The following is a 25,374-nucleotide window of genomic DNA, read 5'->3' as shown; positions in this document are numbered from 1 at the left end:
GGGTACTTTCACAAAGAACCCAATCGACCAAAATACATGAGAAAATTTTTACTCTGCAACTTCTTACTGTTCCTTTTCTTCTCAGCCAACGCTCAACAGCTATCCTATGAGGCGACCTGGGACCACGGAAAACTATGGGATGTTACAAACGATCCCTCTGTTCCGGAAAGATTATATGCCATCAGCCTGATTAATCACGTCATGATCTCCAATGACAGAGGCAAAACCTGGGATATCTTCTATTCCTTCGAAAACAGCGCTTCCAGGATTTCCAACTTCAAGCTGCTGCCCGGTGGCAAATCCTTCGCGTTTACAGCTATAACACCTAACATCGAAACAGGCGGACTGTATGTAGTGAACCTGGAAACCAAAGAAACGATCCGGCACTATATCACACCAGACCAATTTCTCGGCGCCTGGGTAGAATCGTATGATATTTATGACGCAGAAGGCATGACTGCCGTGCTCAATACCATGTACATGGATGGTTTTACACCATATACAGAAGTCTATTTCACAAAAGATGGCGGTGAAAAGATGTTTACTATTTACTACAGTAATCAGCACCAAAGCGTTCATATTAACAATACGTTCTTCCATCCTGACGATCCTAAAAAGATCTATATGGCCAGGAGCCTGGGCAGTGAGGGTGTCAACGGCGGATTATTCATTTCATCTGATGAGGGTCAACACTGGCGGGAAGAACTGGCAGGTAAAGGACCTCTTTCTGCATACGCGTTCAATCCAAAAAATCACAATGAATTTTTCATCGGCACCTTTATCAGTTTTAGCCAGTTCCCTGAGGCACTCTATCATACACTGGACAGCGGGAAAACTTTTGAGAAAGTCCCTGTAACCTTTACCGACCAGACGCTAAACAACATCGTCAGGATAGTGTACGATCCTGGTAATAACAAGAACATGTGGATAACGGACGAAAATGAAATACTGAAGAGTACCGACGGAGGCGCCCATTGGACATCTACATCTTTTGATCCCAGGTCAGACGTATATCACTATGGCACATCCCTGGTTGTCAATCCAAAAAACAGTGACGACATTCAGATCTACTCAGATGCCTGGCCGCAATATTCCACCGACGGAGGAAAAACACTCAAACCAATTAAACTTCCTTTCTGCGTAGCCTCGTCAATGGCGCTGGGTGCCAATGGGAATTCGCAACAGTTATATTACACTATTCTGGGCGGATACATTTCCAAAAATCCAGCTACCAACAAATCAACTGCCTATAATATCCAGCCATATGACATGGTGAATGTATCTGAAATGCGCGTCATTACAGATACCACTGTAGACGGTCGTGTTTTCCTGTTCAAACCAAGCGATGGATTTGCCAATCCTTCCGAACTGTACTACAGTGACGATATGGGCGCCACACTCAATAAGCTTCCCTCCGAACAGTTTGCCACCGGTCTGAGTTTCATTCAACGCGACCCAAACAATAAAGACCGCTACTGGGTATCCTATTCTTTTTATGATTCGTTTTCCACCCTGTTCAGAGTTGACTTCAGCGATCCGGACCAACCGGAAGCCATAGCTGTTCCTGTTACAGTCAACGGTGTAATTGCAGCAGCTTTTGTTCCTCAGGGCAACAACGGGCAAACCGTCTACATTGCCGGAGGCAGTAAGGTGTACCTCTCACAGGATGGTGGTGTGACCTGGGGAGAAAAAGCAGGTGGAGAACTGGCTAACCTGGTTGATGGCTATGATATGATCACCGACCTGAATGCTAATCCATTTGATGAGAAGACAATGGCTGTCGCCACTACCCAGGGTATCTTCCAGACCACGGACGGCGGAGAGGAATGGAAGCTGTCATTGTCAGCCACTGACCTCAGAAAAGTAGTCTACTCTAATGCTGTAAACGGACATATCATTGCAGCGTCCTATTCAACATTATTTACCGATACACGCCTTGCATTTTCTACGAACAAAGGTGTTAAATGGTCAAATGTCCCTGCTTCAGTACTGGCTTATATTCCCGCCAGCCCATATATGGACTTCAAATTTTATGAAGACCGTGCAGAGATCTACTTTGCCACATCAGACCTGGGCGTAGTAAAATACAAACTTGACAACCTGCTATCGCCACAGCTGATCTTCCTCACCTCATTTACCGGAAGCCTTCAAAGAGGTAATGCATTCCTGGAATGGAGAACACGTAATGAAGAAGGGCTTCTGCATTATGAGCTGGAAAGAAGCACAAACAATAAAGACTTTTCCCTCATTAATACACAACAGGCGACGAACAATAACGGGTCTTTCTATTATAAGTATGAAGACACCGAATTCCCTGCCCTCGCAGCGCAATTTGGCAATGTTTACTACCGGTTAAAACTGGTAAGTGACGATAACACTTTTGCGTATTCAGATACCGTAAGACTGACTGCAAGGGATATGTTCCTCTATCCCGTACCGGCTCATGACGTTATTAACTTACACGTACAGGGCGTCACTGAAGCCGCCAAATACAGGATCCTGCTGGTGGATATGCTGGGCAGACAGTATTCCATTCAGCAATTTAATATCCCGACAGGACAGACGACCATCAACATGTCTATCAGCCGTCTTTCCAGCGGTATGTACTTCATGCTGGTGGAAACCCGTCCGGGAGACATCAAGAAATTCAAGTTTATTAAACTCTAATCTGTCCTATAGTGTAATCCTGTCCTACAACACGAGGGGGGCTTATTGCCCCCCTTCTATTTTTATTTAAAATCCAAAAGGCGTCCGCAAGCCACGTGGTTCGGGCGACAGGAAACGCCCCGTCTGCGGATCATACAATCTTGTTCCAAAGTGGTATAACTCAACTTTAAAGCCATTTTTGAAGAGCGTTTCATCTAACATCTTCCCCATGAACTTTACATTATTCTTCGGATATTCCGGTCCTTTCAGCGCCTGATTGCTTAGTCCTGCCATGGTAAGCCCGAAAGGATAATAGTGCGTTTCTTCCAACAGCGGACCACTTATGTGCGTCACTATCAGGTTGTCAAAATATACGTCTGCTGCACTCTCATTACTGGTATAGACATACAGGAAGCCCGTTTTCTTCACCTGTTGCTCAGCTACCGCCAGTGTCAGTAATGTGCTGGCATCTCCCTGTACCTGCCGCACTCCTGAGTTTTCACTTACAATGTTAAACTGATCATCAAAAAGTATGTAATTGAGATAAGCCTTAGGTTGTGACGCTTCATTCTGGTCAGGGTCCATATTGGTAAGGTTGTTATACACGGTACCGTCAAACACCGTATTTATCGGCGATCCCGTACCTGTGGCCCGATGCACGCCTTCTGCGATCACGTTGCCATTCAGTGCCGATAATAAGCTCGCCACCATCGCTTCGGGCGTATTATCAGATGTATTCGCATCTGAGCTTTCGTAATATGCTTTCACACCCATTTTCACTGAATCGCCCGCCATTACACGCAGTACAAGCGAAGGCCCGATCTTTTGTCCGCTGCTTCCATTCAATAAGGCTACATAAGCATTCGGATCTGTCGTATTATCCACAGGATAGCCAATGGGTTTAGCTGCCCTCGTATTATCGATATTGGCGAATAGCGCATTCTCTACTCCACTTGCAGCGGTTTCCATCGTAGCTGCATAAACGCTGGTATCCTTTTCAGTTGTTAACACTACCCTTGTATTGCCCTTATCATCTTTCACATAGTAATCATACACATACCGCACCGGCTGTCCAGTTGTATATACAGCGCGGATGCGTCCTTCTTCAAAGCCGACATACTGCAACTTACCATTACGATATACAAATCCGCTGGCATATTTATCGACTGTGTTTATGGGAGACGCTAATCCATCGGAGTAATCGATCGCCAGTTTAGACAGTTTATTACCCAGTGCATCATATATATAATGCTGGGCTCCTCCTGTCAGGCCATTGAAAAGAAAGAGAGCAGGAAGGCCGTTAAAATCATGCGCAAGGGTATCTATCTTCCTGTTCCTGTCTCTTGCCACATTCCCGCTTCTGTCATAGCCGTAGTCAAAGATGTTGATATGCGTATAGTCTTTGAAATCGCCCAACACTGTCTGGGGATCATTTACCCTGTCTGTAATAGATACCACACGGTCGCTGTTAAACGGGAAACCGTCATAGTTATATGACAGGCTATCGATCGTTTTCTTTACGATCCCGTTCATACCACGATTAGTCCTACTCTGTACATTGCCATTAAGATCGTAGGTCATGCCAGTACTGGAATAGTCCTCAACATCCTGTGTCCAGCCCACACCATTTTGTTGTGTATAGTTGGCGGAGAGCATACGGCCGGCCCTGTCATAACTATAGTCATATGCCCTGGCTATCCCATCTGACCTTGTTTTCCATTTCATTCCTATTGTACTATCTATCTCCTGACCGAACCAGTTGATCATACTACCGGCAGTAGCAAGAAACGTCTTATTGATCCCGCTCAGCCTTCCTGATGTATACTCATAGTCCAGCGACTCAAGCTGTGTAGCATCATGTGCATCCAGTCTCTTGTTGATGATATTTCCATCTACGTCATAAGTATTTAATACGACGGTGTGCATGGCGCTTTCATCATCATTCAGCATCTTCTTAACAGAATCGACCCTTCCGTTACTATCATAATGATACATGGTAAGCAGCGTGGATTGCGGTGTTAATGCGCTCTCCGGATTTGTATGGCGCAGATAGCTACTAAGCAGCTGTCCGCTGGTATCATAAAGATGATTAATGATATCCTTACCTCCGGCATAATTCTCTGCCAGCGTTTGTATCACCCTGCCTTTATAGTCATAGTAGTAGGTTGTCATTAACCATTGCTGGGTTGTCATTACATATAGACTACGTCCTGTCACCCGTCCTGTTGCGCTATCTGGCGTAGCTGGTGGCGTTTCAACATCTTCATTACTACCTGCCCTTGTATGATGAATATCAGTAGCATCATAATCCAGTTTACCCGGATAATTATAATTGTCATAATAGGTGCGCACCTGTGGCAATCTGTATGCTTCGGGAAGAAAAGGAAGTTCTCTGGTTGTGGTATCCATTATTTCCTGCATCATCCGTCTATAAGGAGCCGCGTAACCAATTCCCGTTGTAGTGACACGGTTCAGGCTATCATACTGAAAGTACCTGGACATTGAAAACTTCTTCTGAGCGCCATCGAAACTAACAACCACCCGGTCATCGCGGTCATACACATACTCTATTGAATCTGCGTCCGGATCTTTTTGCATGATCAGCCGGTCCTTGCTGTCATAGCGATAGAAATAAGTTGACTGAAGAACATGGTATGTGAAGGAGCCGACGTATATTGATGGGTGGGTCACATCTCTTACTGTTTCAGGCATGAATACGGCTGTCAGCAGGCCACGGTTATTATAAATGTTGTAAGTGCATATCCAACCTCTGTGCGCTGGACCGGGTACATCATCCAACTGCTCTTTCCTGAGAATAAGTTTGCCGGCAAGGTTCCGGAACTCTATCACCTGCGAGCCGTTTACATCTGTACTGGTATTTTTATATAAAGTGCCGGGAGCATACATTCCTGCGATACCAGGCGTGTTCGCATTATCTTCAAATGTTAGTATTCTTACTGAATCTGTCGCTACATTGAATTGTGCAGCAAGCTGCTCTGATAATATGCAAAGAAGGAACAGGAACATTATCTTCCTGAAAAGAATAAGTGCCATAAAATATAGGTTGAAAATGATTTATAAGGTGTACCCGATACGCAATTTGAATTTGTCTGACTGGCCCTGCCGGCGTTCTGCCAGGAAATCGTACAGCAGCATCATATTGGCTTTCAGTTTAGGGCCGATAGGATATTTCTGGCTTATGCCGATCAAACCACTTGATACGAAACCTTTTCTTGTCCGGAGTTCCTGGACATTTCTAAAGGGGGTAAACCTGTTCAATTCATAACCTCCGTTAAGGAAGAAGGTGCCTTTTAATTTCCAGTCAATGAAGCTGCGTACGCCAATGCCTCTATGACTGAATTGTATCTTGTCCCAGTTTTCGCCCAGGCCCAGTTTATAGCCCAGCCCTACACCGAGGCTTCCTTTTTTATGGAACTGATACGCAAGCTGGCCGGCGATCTCCACATTGGCGGGAAAATAAGATCCCGAGCGTTGGAACTGTATATTTCCACCGGGTTTCAGGCGTTTCAGGAAGGCCTGCATTTTCATTTCTTTTGGCTGATAGTCAGGCATCTCCGCGGCATTATCCGTTTGCGGGAATTGCTTTTTTAATGTTTCAATTTGTTGAGTAGCTGCATTTCGCCTGGCAGTTGCAGTTTCAATTCCGCTGGCGTCAGTGCCTAACCGTTGCTGCACTGCCTGTGCTACGGTAGCCCGCGTTTGCAGCCCTTCTGTTGTACGATTACTGTTAAAGCCTGTACCCAGGTTAAACAGGGAAGCTACCTGAGAATGTGTGGAGATAAAATCATTGTAGGCAGGTATCTTTTTTAACAGGACGAGCGCTTTCTCTTCTATCTTGTCCGGGTTCTTCAGCATTTCTTTGTAAGCGCATAATTCGCTCCCATACTGGTACGCCGTCTGGTTCAGCGTTTTCAGATCTTTGACCATGCCCGGATAGGAAGATAGCGTTTGCTGTAAAACCTGCCTCCGGAGACGAATGTATTCCTTCACCTGGTCGGCGTACTTAAATTTGCCGGCCAGCGACTGATAAGCTGCTGTGGCAGCAGGCAGCTGCGATGCAGATTTACCGAGTAAGGCCTTATGCTTTTGAAGATAGGCCAGTGTTTGTTGTTGGGTGTCGTCTATCCCGGTTGCCTGCAGCGGCGTAGGCAAACCAACTTGTGCTGTGGGGAAAACAGCAGCAGGATCTATACGGCGAAGTTTGGCCTGCATTTTTTCTTCCTGCTTTTGCCATCGGGACAATAGTCTTGTTGTCTTTCTTTCAAGACCATTCTGTAACGCGACAGCTTTGTGGGTTGTGCGGGTCAGATATCTTCCGGGGAGATGTGTAATTGCGCTATCCTGCGCCATGCATGGGGTTGCACAGAATAGGAATAACAGGGGTAGCATTATTTTCATAGTGTGGTGATTATTTTGAGGTATTGTCAACTATAAGAACACCCGTATCTATGAAATGTTTACTCCTACATAGCGATTGCTTTAAATTATTCCGTCTTTTTGGAACGCATTGCTTTTACCTGCGTGATGGCTTTGTCTTTTGAAAATTGTTTGTATTCGTCAGATTCTACTGCATAAATAGCCATCTTCCCTTCTGCATCAAAATGCGCTCCCCAGCCGTAGCGTTTGGTTAACGGGGAAGCCCGGAAACATGCCTGTCCTTTGGAAAAGAAGCGCTCCTTCTCTATCTCAAATTCTTTTGTTCTCAGCTGATGTTTCGCAGCGTAAACATGGAAAAGCACATCATCAGAAGTAAATTCATATGGGTTATCGATCAATAATTCAAATGAGATATTGGCAATAGATTTCTCTCCTCTCATGGGAGGGATTTCAGCTGTTGTTACCGGACAATCCTCCGCCACTTCAATGAACGTATTGTAATAATTGGTGGTCTTCATCTACAAACTTTTTACGGATCAACGTGACATTACATTACCTGAAATATAAAAAAATCCTGGCAACTTTTGTTACCAGGACCAGAATCTCTCTAATTAAAGTATATATTAGTTATTTCCCATTTTTCTTATACAGCCAATTCAGTATATACTTTCGCGAGTTCCTTGTTGATAAATCCTACCTCGTCCGTCGTCAATTGCAGGTTTATAGTTTGTGCATTTTGTTCCGCCTGTGCAGCATTACGGGCGCCTGCCAGTACGATCGTAATACCGGGCTGTAAGGTCGTCCAACGTAACACCAGTTGCGTGAGGGATGCATTTTTGCTTTCTGCCAGCGGTGTAATATTATCCAGGAAAGTCTTTACCCTATCGGCGGAGAACTGACCGAAATAGCCATTGCGGTGGTCGTCGGCCTTTAGTGCAGCGTTACGGAAGTACTTGCCGGTCAGCAAGCCTCTTTCCAGCGGACTGTAAGCAATGATGCCGATATGATGATCGATCGCGTAAGGTACTACGTCCTTTTCAACACTCCGGTTCAGCATGCTGTAAGATACCTGGTTAGATGCCAGACGTATTGTCTTCTCCGCTTCTTTCATGTGGGACAGGTCGTAGTTGCTCACACCTGCAGCCCTGATCTTTCCCTGGCCGATCAGCGTATTGAGCGCTTCCATTGTTTCATCTATCGGTGTTGTTCCATCAGGCCAATGCAGTTGCAGCAGGTCCACGTAATCGGTCCCCAGACGTTTGAGGCTTTCTTCCAGTTCCTTTATTAGATTTTCTTTTGAAGCCAGTTTGTAGATAGGTATTACTTTTCCATCTTCTGATGCATCAAAAAAATATTCTCCTTTTCCCTGGTTGCTGCCATCCCATACCAGTCCGAACTTAGTAAGCAACTGTACCTTACTTCTGTCTTTTCCTTTAATGGCCTGACCGATCAGTTCTTCACTTAACCCGAAACCATAAAAAGGAGCCGTGTCGATTGTTGTTACGCCATTGTCAAGTGAGGCATGGACAGCGGCAATAGAATCTTTGTTTTCATTGCCACCCCACATGTTGCCGCCTATTGCGAATGCACCATATGTGATAGCGGATAGTTCCAGATCTGTGTTACCTAATTTTCTGTATTCCATTTTTTCTTAATTCAAATTTGTAAATACACTTTCCAGATGTTTTTGATATAAACCAAGATCCCTCTTAACATCTGCGTTCTTTTCAATATCATGGAAATGCATGCCGGGCAGCGGGTCAAGTCCGATAAATGCATTCATGCGATGAAAACCGAACAATATCCCTTCGTCCACAGGAGTTTGTTTGAAGAACTCGCCAGGAAGCGTGAACGCCTCTTTGGGCGCATTCCAGGAAGTGGTTACCATGTACTTTTTGCCATGTAGCATACCACCTGTACCGTAGTTAATAGCGGGATTTGCGGAAGAGCGTCCATCGCTGTGATAGATACCTGTACCGTGCCCTTCTGTGAACACCTTGTCTATATATTGTTTGAAACCGTGGGGGAGTTGAAACCACCAGATGGGGGTGTGATAGATCACGACATCCGCCCATGTATATTTTGCGACCTCTTCGCTGAGGTCGTAGTCATCGTTGATGTTGGTGGTTTTAACTTCAAAACCAGGTCTATTCCGGAAAAATTCAGCGGTAGCTGTTGAAACGGTCTCGTTAAACCGGCCACCGGAATGGCCGAACTGCTGACCTCCATTGATGATAAATACCTTTGTCATATTGTGTTTACATTTTGATATGACAAAAGTACCCCCGATAATAGTATTATTAAAACAAGTTAATTCATACCTTTGTATCAGAATTATAATAGTATCAGTATATGGTAAATCTGGAATGGTACAGGACCTTTAAGGCAATATATAAGACAGGTACACTGACGGGGGCTGCTGAAGCCCTTTTTATATCCCAGCCAGGGGTAAGCCTGCATTTAAGCTCACTGGAGAACTATGTGGGCTACAAACTATTCGATAGGACCGGCCGTAAAATGGTGCCTACAGAAAAAGGAAAGGTCTTTTATAACTTCATCATCGAACCGCTTAATAAGCTGGAAGACGCGGAAAAGAACTTCCAGAAAAGCACTGAGAAACATACACCTACTATCAGCGTAGGCATGTGCTTTGAAACCTTTCAGATCACATTAGAGCAATATATTTCTACGCTGCCATTCAACGTGATCATCCGTTTCGGTGAGTATCCCGAAATGCTGGATAACCTTGATAAGGGTATTCTTGATCTCATCATCACACCGCAGAAAGGAACTTCTGCCAATATCGAACACGAAGCCTTCTCTTATGAAACTATTGTATTGGTGGCAGGCAATGAAGTAGATTCGAAATCATTCAACAAACTGGCCAAAGGAAAAGATACAAGTGTTATTGAAGATTGGCTAAAGCAGCAGAAATGGTATGGCACGACAGGCGACATGGAGCATCTTTTCAGGTTCTGGAAACTGAACTTCAATACACATCCTGACTTCAGGCCTAACTACATCGTACCTAATTTAAACTCCATCGTACGTTGTCTCAAAAGTGGGAAAGGAGTAGCCGTAGTACCCGATTTTCTCTGCAGAAAAGAGATTGATAATGGGGAGATCAAACTGTTGTGGGAAGGAAAAACAAAACTGAAGAATACTTTACATTTCGGTACACGGAAAAAAACGGTCTATGCCGATGAGATCAATCTGATCAAAAAACTATTCAGAAAAGTAATGTTGCCTGTAGAGTGAGATTTTATTTGTCAACTCTGTGAACAAGAATGTATATTTCCAGTGGAACCATAAAAACAATCATACTACTTACTATGCCAGTTACCATTAGAAACATTGAGACTAAAGACAATGCAGCATTAGCAAAGATCGTACGGGACACATTCGATGAATTTGATATACCGAAAGTGGGAACTGTTTATTCTGATCCTGAAACAGACAGGTTATATGATCTGTTCCAATTTCCCGGCAGCGCTTATTTTGTGGCAGAAGAAGACGGAGTAGTATTGGGCGGATGCGGTATGTTCCCTACGGAAGGTCTTCCGAAAGGTTGTGCCGAACTTGTAAAATATTATCTCTCCGCCGATGCCAGGGGCAAGGGTCTTGGCAGAGCATTGATGGAACATACCTTTGCAGCTGCAAAACAGTATGGTTATACACAGCTTTACCTGGAATCCTTCCCTGATTTCGCCAAAGCCGTTACCATGTATGAAAAAGCAGGTTTCAAACACCTGGATAAAGCATTAGGCAATTCAGGGCATTTCGCCTGTACCGTCTGGATGCTGAAAGATCTGCAATAAGAGGAAACCGCGATAATTGTCGCGGTTTTTCTTTCTCCCCGTTTTCGGTTATTTCCACAATCACGAAAAAAGTGAACCTTGCATACTGTATACTAATGGTTTGCCCCATAGAAAGTAATACCGGCAAAAGACATAACGGAAACCATATCCTGATAAGCACAAACAAACTATGCTCGAATTTCCGCGTTACACATAGACCTTCACTTAACGTGAGGGTCTTTTTATACAACAGAATCTATAAGATCATCAATTCTTTATATAGCTCTCCAAAAGGATATTTCCCTACTTTTACCATATGCATACTGCCCACATATTAAACATTGATATCAACCCTGCGTTGAGAGACTCGTTCTCTGTGGAAGAGATCAGCGGACAATTATTTGAAGATGATACGCTGCACCGCATTTCCTTCAATGAGTTAATACTTGTCACGGAAGGATATGGCACGGTAGCTATTGATGGCGTTTCGTACGATATTGTACCACGCAGCCTTTTCGTCATATCCAAAGGACAGGTGTACGCTGTTAACAGCAATAACCATGTTGAAGGTTATGTACTCCGCTTTGGAGACTGCTTCTGGGAAAAAGCACCTGCCAGCGCCAGTAATTGCAAGGCGGTACTGTTCAACGACGCATCAGGTCATCAGCAGATGCAGTTAAATATCCAGGATGAGGAAGCGCTCACCAGTCTGATGATCACCATGCTGGATGAGTTCAATGCTGCTGATTATGTGAATAAGGGTGATGCGCTGGCTGCATATCTGAAAATCATGATGATCAAAGTGGCTAATATTAACAGCCTTTTGCATGAAGGCTTAAGCACTACTGAGAATAAAATATACCGTCAGTACCTGGAACTGGTCAGCAAGGAATACCGTAATACCCATGAAGTGGCCGACTATGCAGAAAAACTGGGTATTTCTTACCGGCAGCTGGCCGATCTGTGTAAACGCTGTGCAGGCCGCAGGGCTAAAGATATTATTAACGGGCAACTGGTAGCAGAAGCAAAAAGGCTGTTGCAGTTCTCCTCCAAACCCGTAAAAGAGATCTCGTATATACTGAACTTTGCCACCCCTTACCAGTTCAGCGCCTTTTTCAAAAAAGAGACACACCTCTCCCCTAACGACTACCGGGCGCAGTTTGTGAAAATTGGTATCTGATTCGTCGTTTTTAGCATTTTCCACACCCCCTCTCTCCGCTAATTTTGTGGTATAAACTTGAAAGTTATGCCAGTAACCAGATTAACAAAACTAGCCGGAATAGACATCCCAGACAGCCAGGTAGCTAAACAAGCAACAGAATTGCTGCTGGAACATGGTACAGATTTTATCTATAACCACTCACTCCGCGTATTCCTTTTCTCTTCCCTCAATGCAAAAAGAAACAACATAAAACATGATGCAGAACTGTTATATATCAGTTCCGTATTCCATGACCTCGGATTGGTACCACATTACAGCAGTCCTGACAAACGTTTTGAAGTAGACGGTGCAAATGCCGCAAGAGATTTCCTGAAGAGCCACGGCTATCCAGAACTGGCGCTGCAACGGGTTTGGGATACCATTGCCCTGCATACTACCATCGGCGTCGCTGAGTATAAGGAAGCAGAAGTAGCGCTGATGTATTCAGGTGTAGGCCTTGATGTGATGGGTGAAGGATATGAGCACCTGACGCAGGAGCATAGAGAAGAGATCATCAAGGCATTCCCGAGGAACGACTTTAAGAACAGGATCATCCCAACCTTCTTTGACGGTTTCAAACATAAAACAGATACCACGTTTGGAAATATCAAGGCAGACGTATGCGCCTTTATGATACCTAACTTCCAGCGGAAGAATTTCTGCGATTGTATCCTGCATTCTCCCTGGAGCGAGTAAAGACGTCAACCAGATGCCATCCCCTTTGTCAGGAGAGGCTGTCCGCTGTGAAGGGCAGTCTCTTTTTTATTGCTTTTCGCCTTCTTTTTTCTCCTTTTCCAGGAAATCTTCCAGGGCATCCAGTTTCTTCATCCAGAAAGACTGATACTGCGCTGTCCAGTCTGACACTTCCTGCAGTTTCTCCAGGTTAGCCTTGCAATAACGCTCCCTGCCCTGCTGGGTGATCATCAGTAAGCCGCATTCGGTCAATATGCGGATATGTTTGGATACCGCAGGCCTGCTGATATCGAAATTGTCGGCTATCGCATTCAGGTTTAGTGCCTGGTGCGCCAGTAAATTGATGATCTCCCTCCTTGTAGGATCAGCTATCGCCTGAAAAACATCCCTTCTCATCGTTTTGATAAACGTTTTTAAGCAACCGTTCGGTTACAAAATTAAGGAAAGCGCCCGTGCTTTCCATGGCCTCCATTTTGATAAGTAAAAAGAAACAGGCTTCATATTATGGAAACACATGAATTAAGACTGGAACATGGCGGAGAGCAGTATATCATCCAGGCCGGCATAGAAAAAATAGGCCATGAGTACAAGATCACTGCGACAGTAAACGGAACTGACGTCATTTTCTATCAAAATGAAAAACAGAGATTGGTGCCTGACTATGTGGAGGAGAAGATACATCTTAACCGGGAGCTACTGGACAAGATCGCACTTACCATAGAAGAACAGTGCCTGTCAGGCGATTAATGTCTCTGGTGTTTTTAATGTGTCTGTGTACCATCGTTCAAACACTGTGTCAGGTCTTACTCATCATTATCCGGATAATAGTTTCATTTCTCCTTCCTGTTGAATCAAATGCTGGAATATTGAGCTATCCCATGTCTGAAAAGGCTGTCCACATACCAGGCATGCTTGGCGCGGCAATTGCAAAAAGTTACCGAACTGTTATTAACATGAAGAAACAACTCCTTCCTCTTTTGCTTGCTCTACTGATGCGAACAGCACTGCCAGTGAGCGCTCAATCTCCGGATAGCACTATTTTCAAGGACCTATGGTATAAGAACACGATCATCTACAATCTTGAAATCGGCACTTTTAAAGACAGCGATGGTAGTGGCACCGGCGATATTGAAGGACTGATACAACAGTTGGATTATCTGACTGCATTAGGCATTAATACGGTCTGGCTGGCTCCTTTTCAACCTTCTCCCCGTAAAGATGATGGTTATGATGTATCAGACTATTACGGCATTGATACCACCTATGGTACCGGCGGACATTTTGCAGAGCTGATGTACCAGGCACGTAAAAGGGGAATCAGGATTATGATGGACATCGTATTAAACCACACGTCCGACCAGCACCCCTGGTTCAGGGATGCGGCCGCCAACCCGAAATCCCGGTACCACGACTACTATTCCTGGTCTAAAAAGCGGCCATCGTTCTGGAACAGAGGCATGGCCTTTCCCGGCGTGCAAAAAGAAACGTGGACATACAACAAAGAGGCGGACGCCTACTACTATCACCGGTTCTATGATTTTCAGCCTGATCTCAACTTCATGAACCCGATGGTAAAATCAGAAAGTAAACGCATCCTGGGATACTGGCTGAACCAGGGCGTATCGGGTTTCCGGTTGGACGCGGTCCCTTTTATTATTGAGAAACCTGGTTCAGATCCTGACAAGCCGGAACATGACCTCAAGATCATTCCTGAGATCAGGCGTTTTGTTCAATGGAGGAACGGGGAAGCCCTCATCCTGGGAGAAGCCAACGTTATGCCTGAAGAGAACAATAATTATTTCGGGCAGGATGGGACCGGCATGCATACCATGTTCAACTTTTACGCTAATCAATACCTGTTCTATGGGCTCGCCACAGGAGACATTGCTCCCTTTATAAAAGCGCTGCGGGACCCCCGTGACATTCCTCCAACTTCACAGTGGATGTTCTTCCTTAGAAATCATGATGAAATAGATCTGGGCAGGCTTACAGAAAAACAACGTGAGAAAGTGTACCAGCGGTTCGGACCGGAAAAGACCATGCAATTGTATGACCGTGGCATCAGAAGGAGACTGGCGCCCATGCTTGGTAACAGGGCTATGCTGGAAATGGCCTACAGCCTCCTGTTTTCCCTGCCTGGCACACCTGTCATCCGTTATGGCGACGAAATAGGTATGGGAGATGATCTTAGCCTGAAGGAACGCCTTGCCGTAAGAACGCCTATGCAGTGGTCTGACAGGAAAAATGGAGGTTTCTCGTTGGCAGATACAACATTCCGTCCCGTGATAGACACCGGCGCCTATGCCTATCAAAAAGTGAACGTAGCCGCACAGCAGCGTGACCCGGCATCTTTGCTGAACTGGACCATTAATATCATCCGGTTGCGAAAGGAATGCCCTGAAATAGGACTGGGCAATTGGGAAATACTGGAAACAGGCACACCGGGGGTACTGGTGATGCGATACGACCTCCATGACAAAACACTGATCACCATCCATAATTTCAGCAGAAAAGCACAACAGGTAAAATTCACTGCACCGGGTACAAAGTATTATAACCTTCTCCGGCATGACATGAAGGAAACTATTAACGGAATATTCACAGTAAGCATCCCCGAATACGGCTATAGCTGGTACAGGATGGAAAATTTTCGTTAACTTCAGAGAAAGCACTTTTGTAACCCTTGCTGAAGTTTATTCTCAATAATGAAGATGTTGGTACCAGCCTTCCGCCTGGTATGCCGCTGCTGGATTTCATACGTTACCATCAGCAACTTACCGGTACAAAAACCGGTTGCAATGAAGGCGACTGCGGCGCCTGCACCATTCTGGCAGGGGAGCTGCAGCGAGGCAAACTGGTATATCGTTCATTTACCTCCTGCCTGATGCCGCTGGGCAATGCACACGGTAAACACATCGTAACCATTGAGGGCATTAACATGCTTCCGGCGCTCAATCCCATTCAGCAGTCCATGGTAGATAATGCGGCCACTCAGTGCGGTTTCTGTACTCCGGGATTTGTGATGTCACTCGCAGGGTTCTGTCTAAGCACCCAGCCGCCCACTACCGAAAATGCCATTACGGCTATCGACGGTAACATCTGCCGTTGTACCGGTTATAAGTCCATCGAAAGAGCGGCCGCCGGTGTTGCTACTTTACTGGCACAGCGAAATCAGGAGGAACCGGCCCAATTTGCCGCTGAGCAGCAAATCCTGCCTGCTTACTTCGCCGGCATAAAAGAGCGGCTAAAACGCCTTATTCTGTTCTTAAACGGGGAGTTAGCCCCTCCTTCCGGAACAACACCCCGTTTCATGGGTGGCGGTACCGATCTCTATGTGCAGCAACCGGAGGAAATACAGGAACAACCGCTCCAGTTCCTTTTTAACCAGGACATACTGAAAGGCATTACACGGGAAGATAACCGTTGTGTGATCGGCGCAGCCTGCACAGTGAGCGATCTGCTGGCTTCTCCTGTCATGCAGGCCTATTTTCCTGCACTGGGAAATTATATCAGCCTGATATCCTCTACACCTATCCGTAATATGGCCACCATTGCCGGAAATTTCGTCAACGCTTCTCCCATCGGGGACCTGACCATCTTTTTCCTTGCGCTGGAGGCTACACTTGAACTAAGTGACGGAACCGCTACCAGAACATTACCGCTACGGCAATTGTATAAAGACTACAAGAAACTGGACAAACGTCCGGAGGAATATATCACACGGTGCTGGTTCGAATTACCTGGCGCCAGCACAAGTTTCCATTTTGAAAAAGTGAGTAAACGCACCAACCTGGATATAGCCAGTGTAAACACGGCTATCTGCATTACAATGCAGGAAAACCTGATCAGCACAGTCAGGATCTCGGCTGGCGGCGTAGGACCAATACCAACACTCCTGACGGATACCGCTGCTTTCCTGGAAGGGAAAGCACCCAGCGGAGCAGTGATAAAGGTTGCCTGTGCAATTGCGCAGGCTGAGATCACACCTATCAGCGACGCCAGAGGTACGGCAGTCTATAAACGATTGTTGCTGGAACAACTTATAAAAGCACATTTCATCACCCTGTTCCCATCCCTGAAGGTGGAACTGTTATTATAACGTGGTATGAAAAATATTGATTCCAACACCCATGTCAGCGGTACTTCTGTGTACCTGGACGACATACCGTTAATTGGTGGTACGTTGTTCGGAGCGGTGTTTAGTTCCCCCGTAGCACATGGCGTTATCAGGGAATTGATATTGGACGATGCCATGCTGGTACCCGGCGTAGTACGCATATTCACAGCTGCCGATATTCCCGGGCAAAATGAAATAGGTGGCATTATCAAAGATGAGCCGCTGCTGGCAGATCATCACGTCCATTTCTGCGGCATGCCTGTTGCATTTGTAGTGGCCCATACCCGGGAAGCCGCCAGGGCTGCCGTTAAAAAGATCAGGGTACACATCGATCCTCTGCCTGTTATCACCGATCCCAGAGATGCGCAGGCCCGGGGTGAGCTGATCATTCCTCCCCGCACTTTCACACAGGGAGATATTGACAACGCATGGCGGCAGTGTACACACATATTTGATGGTAGCGCCGACATCAACGGACAGGAACATCTTTACATAGAAACACAAGGCGCATACGTCATTCCGCAAGAGAACAACAGTTTACGCATCTATTCATCCACACAGGGACCAACAGCCGTACAACGCGCAGTAACATCCGTTCTCGGTCAACCCATGCATCGCTTTGAAGTCATTGTTACCCGGCTGGGTGGTGGTTTCGGAGGGAAAGAAGACCAGGCTAATACCTGGGCGGCCCTATGTGCACTGGCAGCCTGGCTGTTGAAGAAACCTGTCAAATACGCACTGCACAGGATGGAAGATATGGCAATGACCGGCAAAAGACATCCTTACGCGGCCGACTTTAAAATAGGGCTTGACAACGATTATAAGATCATTGCCTACGAAGTATCTTTCTTCCAGAATGCCGGCGCTTCTGCAGACCTGTCTCCGGCAGTAATGGCCCGGACGTTGTTTCATTGCACTAATTCCTATTTTGTTCCGCATGTAAAGGCAACCGCCTGGTGCTGTCGTACAAATCTTCCTCCCAATACCGCCTTCCGGGGCTTTGGCGGCCCGCAGGGCATGTATGTCATAGAAGCAGCCATTGCAAAAGCAGCACATAGTTTACATGTGGACGCTGCCGTCATCCAGAAAAAGAACCTCATTGAAACAGGGCAGGGTTTCCCTTACGGACAAACCGCCAAAAGCGAGGCATTGACCTGCTGGGAAAAAGCAGAGGCGCTGTACAATCCTGATAATCTGCGCAAGGTGGTCAGCACTTACAATAAGGAACATAAACTGCATAAAAAAGGGATCGCTTTCATGCCCGTTTGCTTCGGCATTTCTTTCACGAATACCATGATGAACAACGCCCGCTCACTGGTACACGTTTATTCCGATGGCAGTGTATGCATCAGTACAGGAGCTGTGGAAATGGGACAGGGCGTCAATACAAAGATCCTCCAGGTAGCGGCACATACATTGGCCATTGCGCCTGAAAGAATAAAATTGAATAACACCAGCACATATACCATCGCGAACACCTCACCTTCTGCTGCCAGTGCTACCGCCGACCTGAATGGAAAGGCTACCTTAATGGCTTGTACCGCTATCCTGGAACGCCTGAAGAAGGTTGCAGCCGACGGATTACAGGTAACAGTGGAAGATATTTCTTTGGTGAATGAACAGGTACTGGTGAAAGGCACGCCTTCTTCCTGGAACTGGCAGCAACTCGTTACCAGTGCTTTCCGGCAAAGGGTAAGTCTCTCCGAACATGCACATTATGCTACGCCTGAAATACACTTTGACGAGGCTAAAGAGAAAGGACATCCTTTCGCTTATCATGTGTATGGTACCGCTATTCTTGAAGTGACCGTAGACTGCCTGCGGGGCACCTATACCATCGACACTGTCCAGGTAGTGCACGATTTTGGCAACAGTATGAACACCGATATTGACCGTGGACAAATTGAAGGCGGCATTGTGCAGGGCATCGGATGGATGACAATGGAAGAAGTGATCTACGACAGAGACGGCCGTTTACGCTCTAACGCATTATCCACTTATAAGGTACCGGATATTTATTCCGTACCGAAAACGATAGCCATAGACGCATTACAAACCACTCATGACAACCTCGCTGTATTCCGTTCAAAAGCAGTGGGAGAACCTCCTTTGATGTACGGAATAGGCGCCTGGTTTGCGCTAAGCAATGCTATAAGGGCGTTCCAACCCAATGCTGATATCCCTTTCAGTACACCTATAACACCGGAAAAAGTGTTGATGGCGTTATATTCAAAAACAACTCTGGAAACTAATCAGCAACATGAAGAAACAGTTAGTCACCTGGGAATTGATCTGTAAAAGCCTGCGGCAGAATATACCGGTAATGCTGCTTTACGTTATGGAAAGCCACGGCAGTAGCCCGGGCAGACAAGGCTTCTTTATGGCCGTAAACCATGCGGGAGAAATAGAAGGCTCTATTGGCGGAGGTATCATGGAACACAAGTTTATAGAACTGGCGAAGGAACAGCTGGGCCACTTTGCCACCTCCTACTCTATTCACAAGCAGTATCATGATAAAGAAGCCGCCAGACAGCAGAGCGGCATGATCTGCTCCGGCGATCAAACCATCCTGCTGTATAAACTACTGCCTGAAAGTATTACGCCCGTCAATAAGATCATTGCCTGCCTTTCTCAGAACCAGCAAGGCATCCTTCAGTTGTCTCCGCTTGGTCTGCACTTTACACCAGAGATACATGGAGAGCCGGACTATCACTATGCGATGCAGTCAGAACTTGACTGGTCGTATAGGGAGAAGATCGGGTACCGTGATTTTCTGTATATCATTGGCGGCGGACATTGTGCATTGGCATTATCTGAAGTAATGCAAAAACTGGACTTCTATATACACATCTTTGAAGATCGTCCACACCTTCATACGTTACTGGAAAACAGTACCGCACACGAAAAAACAATTGTACGCGACTATAGTCAGCTGAAGGTAATGGTCCCTGCCGGAGAGCATCATTATGTAGTGATCATGACTGTCGGTTACAGAACTGATGACATTGCACTCAGAGCACTATTGCATAAATCATTCAGGTATTGCGGAGTATTAGGCAGCGCTACAAAGATCGGGAAGATGTTCGATACCTATAGGGAGGAAGGCATCAGTGAAACATTGTTAAACAGGATACAAGCTCCCATTGGTATAGATATCAGCAGTCAGACGCCGGGAGAAATTGCTGTCAGTATTGCCGCACAGATCATAAAAGTAAGGCACAGTATCCCTGTATTGCATTAACTACTCTCTTACCACTGTAGCTGTGATCATACCATAAGGTTCGTCTGTCGCAATGAAGATCTCATTCTGATTCTGTATCTCAAATTGCTCAAGGTTGAAAGGGATGTGATGTTTATTGGGCATCTGCAAATAGATCTCCCTGATGCCGGCATATGTTTCCAGAACAGCTTCCCCCATTGCGTATAAAGTCTGTTGTACGGAGAGACTTTTATGCCCTGCAAATGTCTGCAACAACAATCCGCGGATGCTATTGAACTGTTCAGTATAGTCAGCAGGCAGTTTATCCCACATCCAGGCGACCTCGCACTTGGTAGCCAGTATCCTGTCGCCCGTCTCTTTCAGCGTTGTATACTTGTCTTTGATATACTTCTCAAAACCGGAGTCTGTTGTTTTCAGAATAAGAAGGTCTGCTATACCGGACTGCACACTGACAGTTGAGGCAGTTTTTACAACACGGGTCGTCCGTTTCTCGCTTCCTCCGCCAATGTACGCATGTGGATGTTCAACTCCATCGAACTGCATGCGATGATACTGTTGTTCCGCTATTTCAATAGTAGCTGCCTCCACCTGGGCTTGTGTTGTTATAAAGTAATTAGCGAGGTATAATGCGAAGTCTTCTATGGAAGTTTTAAAATGATCTTTCGCCAGGGCATACACGGTATTTTTCTGCGTATCCGTCGGTAATATCTTGCTGTTATCCCCATCTTTATGTGCCTCATTAAAATCTCCTTTCAGCGATACATTCACCGTGATCTGCCGGAACTCATGGTAAGCAGGATGACGGATGATCTTCGACAGTTGAACGGCGTTCTTGCCATAGCTGTTTTCTCCAAGTTTGATTTTCATAATGGGGCCTTTTTATGATGATAACATACCCTAATATAAAGAATTAATTGCCTACTTTTACTTAGAAGCCCCATCATATGTCTGACCTCATTATAAAAGGAAATAATATACTCACGCCTGATGGTGTACGGCCAGCGGTGGTATTGGTAAAAGGCGGCAGGATACACGCCATTCAGGCCGACCTGCCGGATGATGCCCGTACGATCGTTGACATAGGCGATAAGGTCCTGATGCCGGGCATCAACGATCCACATGTACATATCAATGAGCCGGGCAGAACGGACTGGGAGGGCTTCGATACTGCCACACGCGCAGCTATTGCCGGTGGCATCACTACCCTGGTAGATATGCCGTTAAATTCCTCTCCCGTAACAACCACTGTACAGGCTTTTGAAGAAAAGGCCCACGCCGCTACTTCTCAGTTACATGCTGATTGCGGTTACTGGGGCGGTATTATTCCCGGCAATGAAAATGAGATAGCAGCACTGATCAATAAGGGCGTACCGGGTTTCAAAGCATTCCTTGTCCATTCCGGTATTGACGAGTTTCCCAATGTTACAGCGGCCGATCTTGAAAAGGCGATGCCCATTATCGCGCGGCATCATCTGCCATTGCTGGTACATTGTGAATTAACTGACAGTCAGCCGGCCATACAGGAGAATAAACGCTCTTACCGGCAGTATATGGCCTCCCGGCCGCAGTCATGGGAACAGGCTGCTATCAGCCTCATGATCCATCTCTGTGAAAAATACAACTGCCGGGTACACATTGTTCACCTGTCCGCGGCCGACGCTATTCCACAGATAATAGCAGCAAAAGAAAAAGGATTACCATTGACTGTTGAAACTGCCCAGCATTATTTGTATTTTAATGGAGAAGAAGTGCCTGATGGGAATACCAGTTTCAAGTGCGCTCCTCCTATCCGGGAGAGAGAAAATAACCAGCGGCTGTGGGAAGCGTTAAAAGCAGGTGTGATAGATTTTGTAGCGACTGATCACTCCCCCGCTCCTCCGGAATTGAAGGCACTGGACACCGGCGATTTTACCCAGGCCTGGGGCGGTATTGCCTCTCTGCAACTCGCATTGCCTGCCTTATGGACAGCAGGCCGGAGCCGGGATGTAACATTGCCACAGATAGCACAGTGGCTGTGCGAAAAACCGGCGGTACTGGCAGGCTTACAAGACAGGAAAGGAAAGATCGCGATGGGATATGATGCGGATTTTGTGATATGGGACCCGCAAAGATCATTTACGGTTAGTGCAGAAGGATTATATCATAAACATAAATTGACACCTTATCTCAATGAGACGCTTTATGGCGTTGTGGAACAAACGTATATAAGAGGCATCAGGGTATTTGATCAGGGAAATTTCACGTTGGCACAGGGAAAAATGATATTAAACACGATCAATAAACATGATTGATAACATGTTTTACGATTACATAAATGCATCCATATTATATACCCGGGTTAAAATCCGGGGCTACAAACACACCGGCTCCTGACGGAGCCAGTCTGCGCGATTGACTACGTGATGCATATTGTTAATTCAGTACACCAAACAAGCTGACAATGGACTACGCACAAAGAGCAAACGCAGTAATGTCCAGGATCCACGAACTGGCATGTATCAGTGAAGACCCTCACTGCGTGACCCGCACATTCGGTTCTTCCGCTTTTATCAGCGGATGCAGCAAAGTAATGAAGTGGATGCAGGAAGCAGGTTTACAAGCCAGGATAGACAATATCGGAAATGTGAGAGGCCGTTGGCCCAGCACGCAACCCAATGCCCGTACACTGGTCATTGCATCGCATATAGATACTGTAAAGAATGCCGGTAAGTTTGACGGTCCGATGGGAGTGATCATGGGATTGGACCTGATCACACATCTTCAGCAGGAAAGGATCAACCTGCCGTTCAACATAGAACTAATCGCCTTCAGTGATGAAGAAGGTGTACGCTTTCATACTACTTATCTTGGCAGCACTGCCATTACAGGCAAGTTTAATGACGCCCTGCTGGACAAGACAGACAGTGCAGGTATTAGCCTCAGGAATGCCATTAAGACGATGGGAGGAGATGTGGACCAACTGGCAGCTGACGCTATTCCTGAAGATGAATGGCTGGGATATTATGAGATCCACATTGAACAGGGACCGGTATTATACGAACAACATATTCCCGTTGCCATAGTACAGGGTATAGCCGGTCAGCATCGTATCCGTGTCAGGTTTCATGGTATGGGCGGCCATGCCGGTACAGTGCCCATGGAAATGCGGAAAGATGCATTATGTGCCACAGCAGAGTTCATCCTGGCGGTAGAGCGTTTTGGACTGGAACATAACAAGGACCTGGTAGCCACAGTTGGCACCGTAGAGGTTAAAGATGCGGCCAGCAATGTAATACCCGGAGAAGTGACCTGCACATTGGATGTCAGGAGCACAGACCAGGTGCTTCTTAAAAAAGCACGCAGGTATCTGAAAGATATCGCGTCACAGATCTGTGCTGAAAGACAACTTACGGCCGACTGGGACATTATACAAAAAGCCAAACCGGTTGAATGTGATACTGCCCTCAGTCACCTGCTGGCGCAAGGCATCACAGCTGCCGGTTATAATGTAAAGAACCTCGTCAGTGGTGCTGGCCATGACGCCGTTATGGTAGGCGCAGTAGCACCGGTGTGCATGTTGTTTGTAAGATGTTATAAAGGCATCAGTCATCATCCTGAAGAAAATGTAGAAGTAGCTGACATCGCTGCTGCACTTCAGGTATCAGAACATTTTATTCATCGCCTTGCAGAGGTATACAAAAAGCGGTAATATGGAAATATCAGCACTGACAAGATCAGTAGTTAAAAGGAATCATGCGGTCATCTGCCCTGACGGATATGTGAACAGCGTTGTGCCCGGATGGACACACTGTAAAGTGAATGTCATCATCAATGAACAAATGGGTGCGCGGCTTGGGCAGACAGTGATCACAGCAGAGAAAGATTGTATTATTGCAGGCGACACCGAAACAGCACAGATCTTTTTCTACATCATATCCGGGCAATGCACTGCAAAAACAGGCACACAAATACAAACACTGACCAGTGGTCAGTTCTTTTATGTTCCATCAGGGCATCCCTACAGGCTGGAACAATTCACAGAAGGCACACAGATCGTTACCTTTCACAAGGTATATGAGAAACTGGCAGGACATAACCACCCGCCGGTGATCTTCGGAAATGCTGCCACAGTACCCGGACCGGCTTTCCTCGGTGATCCCGCCTTACGGCTACAGGTGTTATTGCCGGAAGACCTCTCCTTCGATATGGCCGTGAATATATTCACGTACGATGCTGGCGGACATCTTCCTTTCGTAGAAACACATATCATGGAACATGGGCTGTTATACCTTCAGGGACAAGGCGTTTACATGCTGGACCATGAATGGTACCCTGTTAAAAAAGGAGATGCCATCTGGATGGCTCCATATTGCCAGCAATGGTTTACTGCTATGGGAAAAGAACCTGCCATTTACATCTATTACAAAAATGTGAACAGGTTCCCCACTACTCTATAATAAATTCCACCCAATGACTTTGACAGCGCTTAATGCACTACCACCAGAACAATTAACTGAAACGCTCAGCACCTGCTGTGGCGCAACCGCATGGATTGAAAAAATGAAAAAGGAGTTTCCTGTAAAAGATGAAGACAGCCTGCTGGCTGCTGCCGTCAAACACTGGCACACGTGCTCGGAAAAAGACTGGAGAGAAGCCTTCGACCATCACCCGAAAATAGGCGACCTGCATTCCATGCAACAGAAATTGGCAGCTACCGCACAATGGGCGTCACGGGAACAGGAAGGTACCATCGATGCTTCAACCGTTATTCTCCAGGCCTTTACAAAGGGGAATAAACTGTATGAAGATAAATTCGGTTACATCTTCATTGTATGTGCAACAGGTAAGTCGGCCCCTGAAATGTTGTCTATCCTCACAGATAGGCTGAAAAACGATCCGAAAGAAGAAATTAAGATCGCTATGCATGAACAGGAAAAGATCACCGCCATCAGGCTTAAAAAACTGTTAAGCGTATGAGCCAGGTCACTACACATATTCTTGATACATCTTTCGGTACACCTGCACCTGACGTTGCTGTCAGCTTATCACGACAACAGGAAAATACCTGGACCTGCATTGCCGAAAGTGCTACAAACAAAGACGGCAGGGTAACTGACCTGCTGGCGAAAGATGTGATCGTACCTCCAGGCATTTATAAGCTCAGATTTGAAACGAAACTATATTTTGAGACAAGGGATTTATCCTCCTTCTACCCCTTCATAGAAGTGGTGTTTTACATCAGTGATAGCGAGCATTATCATGTTCCTCTTTTGTTAAATCCGTTTGGTTACTCTACTTACCGTGGCACTTAAAACATTCATAA

At 46.0% G+C, this 25,374-nt stretch carries 22 protein-coding genes; 15 read left to right on the top strand and 7 right to left on the bottom strand.

Annotated elements, in window-relative coordinates; translation table 11 throughout:
• Positions 1 to 36 precede the first annotated feature (36 nt).
• Positions 37 to 2,667, top strand: coding sequence for a T9SS type A sorting domain-containing protein (locus C7475_RS26100; RefSeq protein WP_110056351.1), 2,631 nt, complete (start codon positions 37 to 39; stop codon positions 2,665 to 2,667).
• Positions 2,668 to 2,733: 66 nt separating this feature from the next.
• Here C7475_RS26100 and C7475_RS26095 read toward each other — a convergent pair whose 3' ends face one another.
• The 5 genes from C7475_RS26095 to C7475_RS26075 form a co-directional block, all read right to left on the bottom strand.
• Positions 2,734 to 5,700 (bottom strand): hypothetical protein, encoded by a 2,967-nt coding sequence (locus C7475_RS26095; RefSeq protein ID WP_110056350.1) that lies wholly within the window; start codon positions 5,698 to 5,700, stop codon positions 2,734 to 2,736.
• A 21-nt stretch (positions 5,701 to 5,721) separates the two neighbouring features.
• Positions 5,722 to 7,065, bottom strand: a complete 1,344-nt coding sequence (locus tag C7475_RS26090; protein WP_146217652.1) for a hypothetical protein — start codon at positions 7,063 to 7,065, stop codon at positions 5,722 to 5,724.
• A gap of 86 nt (positions 7,066 to 7,151) precedes the next feature.
• A complete protein-coding gene (locus C7475_RS26085) occupies positions 7,152 to 7,562 on the bottom strand; it encodes a DUF6157 family protein (RefSeq protein WP_110056348.1) in 411 nt (136 codons plus the stop codon).
• Positions 7,563 to 7,687: 125 nt separating this feature from the next.
• Positions 7,688 to 8,689: an aldo/keto reductase gene (locus C7475_RS26080; protein ID WP_110056347.1), complete on the bottom strand. Its 1,002-nt coding sequence runs from the start codon at positions 8,687 to 8,689 to the stop codon at positions 7,688 to 7,690.
• A 6-nt stretch (positions 8,690 to 8,695) separates the two neighbouring features.
• On the bottom strand, positions 8,696 to 9,295 hold the full coding sequence (locus tag C7475_RS26075; protein ID WP_110056346.1) for an NAD(P)H-dependent oxidoreductase: 600 nt from the start codon (positions 9,293 to 9,295) through the stop codon (positions 8,696 to 8,698).
• Positions 9,296 to 9,396: 101 nt separating this feature from the next.
• Here C7475_RS26075 and C7475_RS26070 point away from each other — a divergent pair, with 101 nt between their 5' ends.
• The 4 genes from C7475_RS26070 to C7475_RS26055 all read left to right on the top strand — a co-directional run bounded on the left by C7475_RS26070 (position 9,397) and on the right by C7475_RS26055 (position 12,738).
• Positions 9,397 to 10,302: a LysR family transcriptional regulator gene (locus tag C7475_RS26070; RefSeq protein ID WP_110056345.1), complete on the top strand. Its 906-nt coding sequence runs from the start codon at positions 9,397 to 9,399 to the stop codon at positions 10,300 to 10,302.
• Positions 10,303 to 10,376: 74 nt separating this feature from the next.
• Positions 10,377 to 10,862, top strand: a complete 486-nt coding sequence (locus C7475_RS26065) for a GNAT family N-acetyltransferase (protein WP_110056458.1) — start codon at positions 10,377 to 10,379, stop codon at positions 10,860 to 10,862.
• Positions 10,863 to 11,157: 295 nt separating this feature from the next.
• Entirely contained in the window at positions 11,158 to 12,021 is an 864-nt protein-coding gene (locus C7475_RS26060; protein ID WP_110056344.1) for an AraC family transcriptional regulator, read from the top strand.
• A gap of 66 nt (positions 12,022 to 12,087) precedes the next feature.
• The gene (locus C7475_RS26055) at positions 12,088 to 12,738 is read left to right on the top strand and encodes an HD domain-containing protein (protein ID WP_110056343.1); all 651 of its coding nucleotides are present in this window, start codon (positions 12,088 to 12,090) and stop codon (positions 12,736 to 12,738) included.
• A gap of 66 nt (positions 12,739 to 12,804) precedes the next feature.
• On the opposite strand, the gene C7475_RS26050 is transcribed toward C7475_RS26055, so the two are convergent.
• Positions 12,805 to 13,131, bottom strand: a complete 327-nt coding sequence (locus C7475_RS26050) for a helix-turn-helix transcriptional regulator (protein ID WP_110056342.1) — start codon at positions 13,129 to 13,131, stop codon at positions 12,805 to 12,807.
• A 108-nt stretch (positions 13,132 to 13,239) separates the two neighbouring features.
• On the opposite strand from C7475_RS26050, the gene C7475_RS26045 reads away from it, so the two are divergent.
• The 5 genes from C7475_RS26045 (at position 13,240) to C7475_RS26025 (ending at position 20,093) form a co-directional block, all read left to right on the top strand.
• Positions 13,240 to 13,482 carry a hypothetical protein gene (locus tag C7475_RS26045; protein ID WP_110056341.1) on the top strand — a complete coding sequence of 81 codons (243 nt, stop codon included), beginning with the start codon at positions 13,240 to 13,242 and terminating at the stop codon, positions 13,480 to 13,482.
• A gap of 206 nt (positions 13,483 to 13,688) precedes the next feature.
• Entirely contained in the window at positions 13,689 to 15,392 is a 1,704-nt protein-coding gene (locus tag C7475_RS26040; protein ID WP_233259966.1) for an alpha-amylase family protein, read from the top strand.
• A gap of 26 nt (positions 15,393 to 15,418) precedes the next feature.
• Positions 15,419 to 16,834, top strand: coding sequence for an FAD binding domain-containing protein (locus C7475_RS26035; RefSeq protein ID WP_233259965.1), 1,416 nt, complete (start codon positions 15,419 to 15,421; stop codon positions 16,832 to 16,834).
• Between the two features lie 6 nt (positions 16,835 to 16,840).
• Positions 16,841 to 19,150: a xanthine dehydrogenase molybdopterin binding subunit gene (locus C7475_RS26030; RefSeq protein WP_110056340.1), complete on the top strand. Its 2,310-nt coding sequence runs from the start codon at positions 16,841 to 16,843 to the stop codon at positions 19,148 to 19,150.
• Positions 19,113 to 20,093, top strand: coding sequence for an XdhC family protein (locus tag C7475_RS26025; RefSeq protein WP_110056339.1), 981 nt, complete (start codon positions 19,113 to 19,115; stop codon positions 20,091 to 20,093). The genes C7475_RS26030 and C7475_RS26025 overlap by 38 nt, the downstream gene beginning before the upstream one ends.
• Here C7475_RS26025 and pucL read toward each other — a convergent pair whose 3' ends face one another.
• A complete protein-coding gene (gene pucL / locus C7475_RS26020; RefSeq protein WP_110056338.1) occupies positions 20,094 to 20,939 on the bottom strand; it encodes a factor-independent urate hydroxylase in 846 nt (281 codons plus the stop codon).
• Between the two features lie 77 nt (positions 20,940 to 21,016).
• Between pucL and allB the strand changes: the two genes are divergently transcribed.
• The 5 genes from allB to uraH all read left to right on the top strand — a co-directional run bounded on the left by allB (position 21,017) and on the right by uraH (position 25,363).
• Complete coding sequence (allB, locus tag C7475_RS26015) at positions 21,017 to 22,363, top strand: allantoinase AllB (RefSeq protein ID WP_110056337.1); 1,347 nt, start codon at positions 21,017 to 21,019, stop codon at positions 22,361 to 22,363.
• A gap of 149 nt (positions 22,364 to 22,512) precedes the next feature.
• Positions 22,513 to 23,760: an allantoate amidohydrolase gene (locus C7475_RS26010; RefSeq protein WP_110056336.1), complete on the top strand. Its 1,248-nt coding sequence runs from the start codon at positions 22,513 to 22,515 to the stop codon at positions 23,758 to 23,760.
• A 1-nt stretch (position 23,761) separates the two neighbouring features.
• The gene (gene allE / locus C7475_RS26005; RefSeq protein ID WP_110056335.1) at positions 23,762 to 24,508 is read left to right on the top strand and encodes a (S)-ureidoglycine aminohydrolase; all 747 of its coding nucleotides are present in this window, start codon (positions 23,762 to 23,764) and stop codon (positions 24,506 to 24,508) included.
• Positions 24,509 to 24,521: 13 nt separating this feature from the next.
• Positions 24,522 to 25,028, top strand: coding sequence for a 2-oxo-4-hydroxy-4-carboxy-5-ureidoimidazoline decarboxylase (gene uraD, locus C7475_RS26000; protein ID WP_110056334.1), 507 nt, complete (start codon positions 24,522 to 24,524; stop codon positions 25,026 to 25,028).
• The gene (gene uraH / locus C7475_RS25995) at positions 25,025 to 25,363 is read left to right on the top strand and encodes a hydroxyisourate hydrolase (protein WP_110056333.1); all 339 of its coding nucleotides are present in this window, start codon (positions 25,025 to 25,027) and stop codon (positions 25,361 to 25,363) included. Before uraD ends, uraH begins: the two co-directional genes overlap by 4 nt.
• The last annotated feature ends 11 nt before the right edge of the window (positions 25,364 to 25,374 follow it).

It is taken from the genome of Chitinophaga sp. S165, assembly GCF_003182155.1.
GTDB lineage: Bacteria > Bacteroidota > Bacteroidia > Chitinophagales > Chitinophagaceae > Chitinophaga.
Note: the sequence above shows the minus strand (reverse complement) of the source record. Positions and strands in the feature narration are given on the sequence as shown.

Coding starts and splice junctions, on each gene's coding strand:
- C7475_RS26030 (WP_110056340.1), top strand. CDS start 16,841: ATGAAAAATATTGATTCCAACACCCATGTCAGCGGTACTTCTGTGTAC.
- C7475_RS26095 (WP_110056350.1), bottom strand. CDS start 5,700: ATGGCACTTATTCTTTTCAGGAAGATAATGTTCCTGTTCCTTCTTTGC.
- C7475_RS26050 (WP_110056342.1), bottom strand. CDS start 13,131: ATGAGAAGGGATGTTTTTCAGGCGATAGCTGATCCTACAAGGAGGGAG.
- C7475_RS26010 (WP_110056336.1), top strand. CDS start 22,513: ATGGACTACGCACAAAGAGCAAACGCAGTAATGTCCAGGATCCACGAA.
- C7475_RS26045 (WP_110056341.1), top strand. CDS start 13,240: ATGGAAACACATGAATTAAGACTGGAACATGGCGGAGAGCAGTATATC.
- C7475_RS26100 (WP_110056351.1), top strand. CDS start 37: ATGAGAAAATTTTTACTCTGCAACTTCTTACTGTTCCTTTTCTTCTCA.
- allE (WP_110056335.1), top strand. CDS start 23,762: ATGGAAATATCAGCACTGACAAGATCAGTAGTTAAAAGGAATCATGCG.
- pucL (WP_110056338.1), bottom strand. CDS start 20,939: ATGAAAATCAAACTTGGAGAAAACAGCTATGGCAAGAACGCCGTTCAA.
- C7475_RS26040 (WP_233259966.1), top strand. CDS start 13,689: ATGAAGAAACAACTCCTTCCTCTTTTGCTTGCTCTACTGATGCGAACA.
- uraH (WP_110056333.1), top strand. CDS start 25,025: ATGAGCCAGGTCACTACACATATTCTTGATACATCTTTCGGTACACCT.
- C7475_RS26055 (WP_110056343.1), top strand. CDS start 12,088: ATGCCAGTAACCAGATTAACAAAACTAGCCGGAATAGACATCCCAGAC.
- uraD (WP_110056334.1), top strand. CDS start 24,522: ATGACTTTGACAGCGCTTAATGCACTACCACCAGAACAATTAACTGAA.
- C7475_RS26080 (WP_110056347.1), bottom strand. CDS start 8,689: ATGGAATACAGAAAATTAGGTAACACAGATCTGGAACTATCCGCTATC.
- C7475_RS26090 (WP_146217652.1), bottom strand. CDS start 7,065: ATGAAAATAATGCTACCCCTGTTATTCCTATTCTGTGCAACCCCATGC.
- C7475_RS26060 (WP_110056344.1), top strand. CDS start 11,158: ATGCATACTGCCCACATATTAAACATTGATATCAACCCTGCGTTGAGA.
- allB (WP_110056337.1), top strand. CDS start 21,017: ATGTCTGACCTCATTATAAAAGGAAATAATATACTCACGCCTGATGGT.
- C7475_RS26070 (WP_110056345.1), top strand. CDS start 9,397: ATGGTAAATCTGGAATGGTACAGGACCTTTAAGGCAATATATAAGACA.
- C7475_RS26085 (WP_110056348.1), bottom strand. CDS start 7,562: ATGAAGACCACCAATTATTACAATACGTTCATTGAAGTGGCGGAGGAT.
- C7475_RS26065 (WP_110056458.1), top strand. CDS start 10,377: ATGCCAGTTACCATTAGAAACATTGAGACTAAAGACAATGCAGCATTA.
- C7475_RS26075 (WP_110056346.1), bottom strand. CDS start 9,295: ATGACAAAGGTATTTATCATCAATGGAGGTCAGCAGTTCGGCCATTCC.
- C7475_RS26025 (WP_110056339.1), top strand. CDS start 19,113: ATGAAGAAACAGTTAGTCACCTGGGAATTGATCTGTAAAAGCCTGCGG.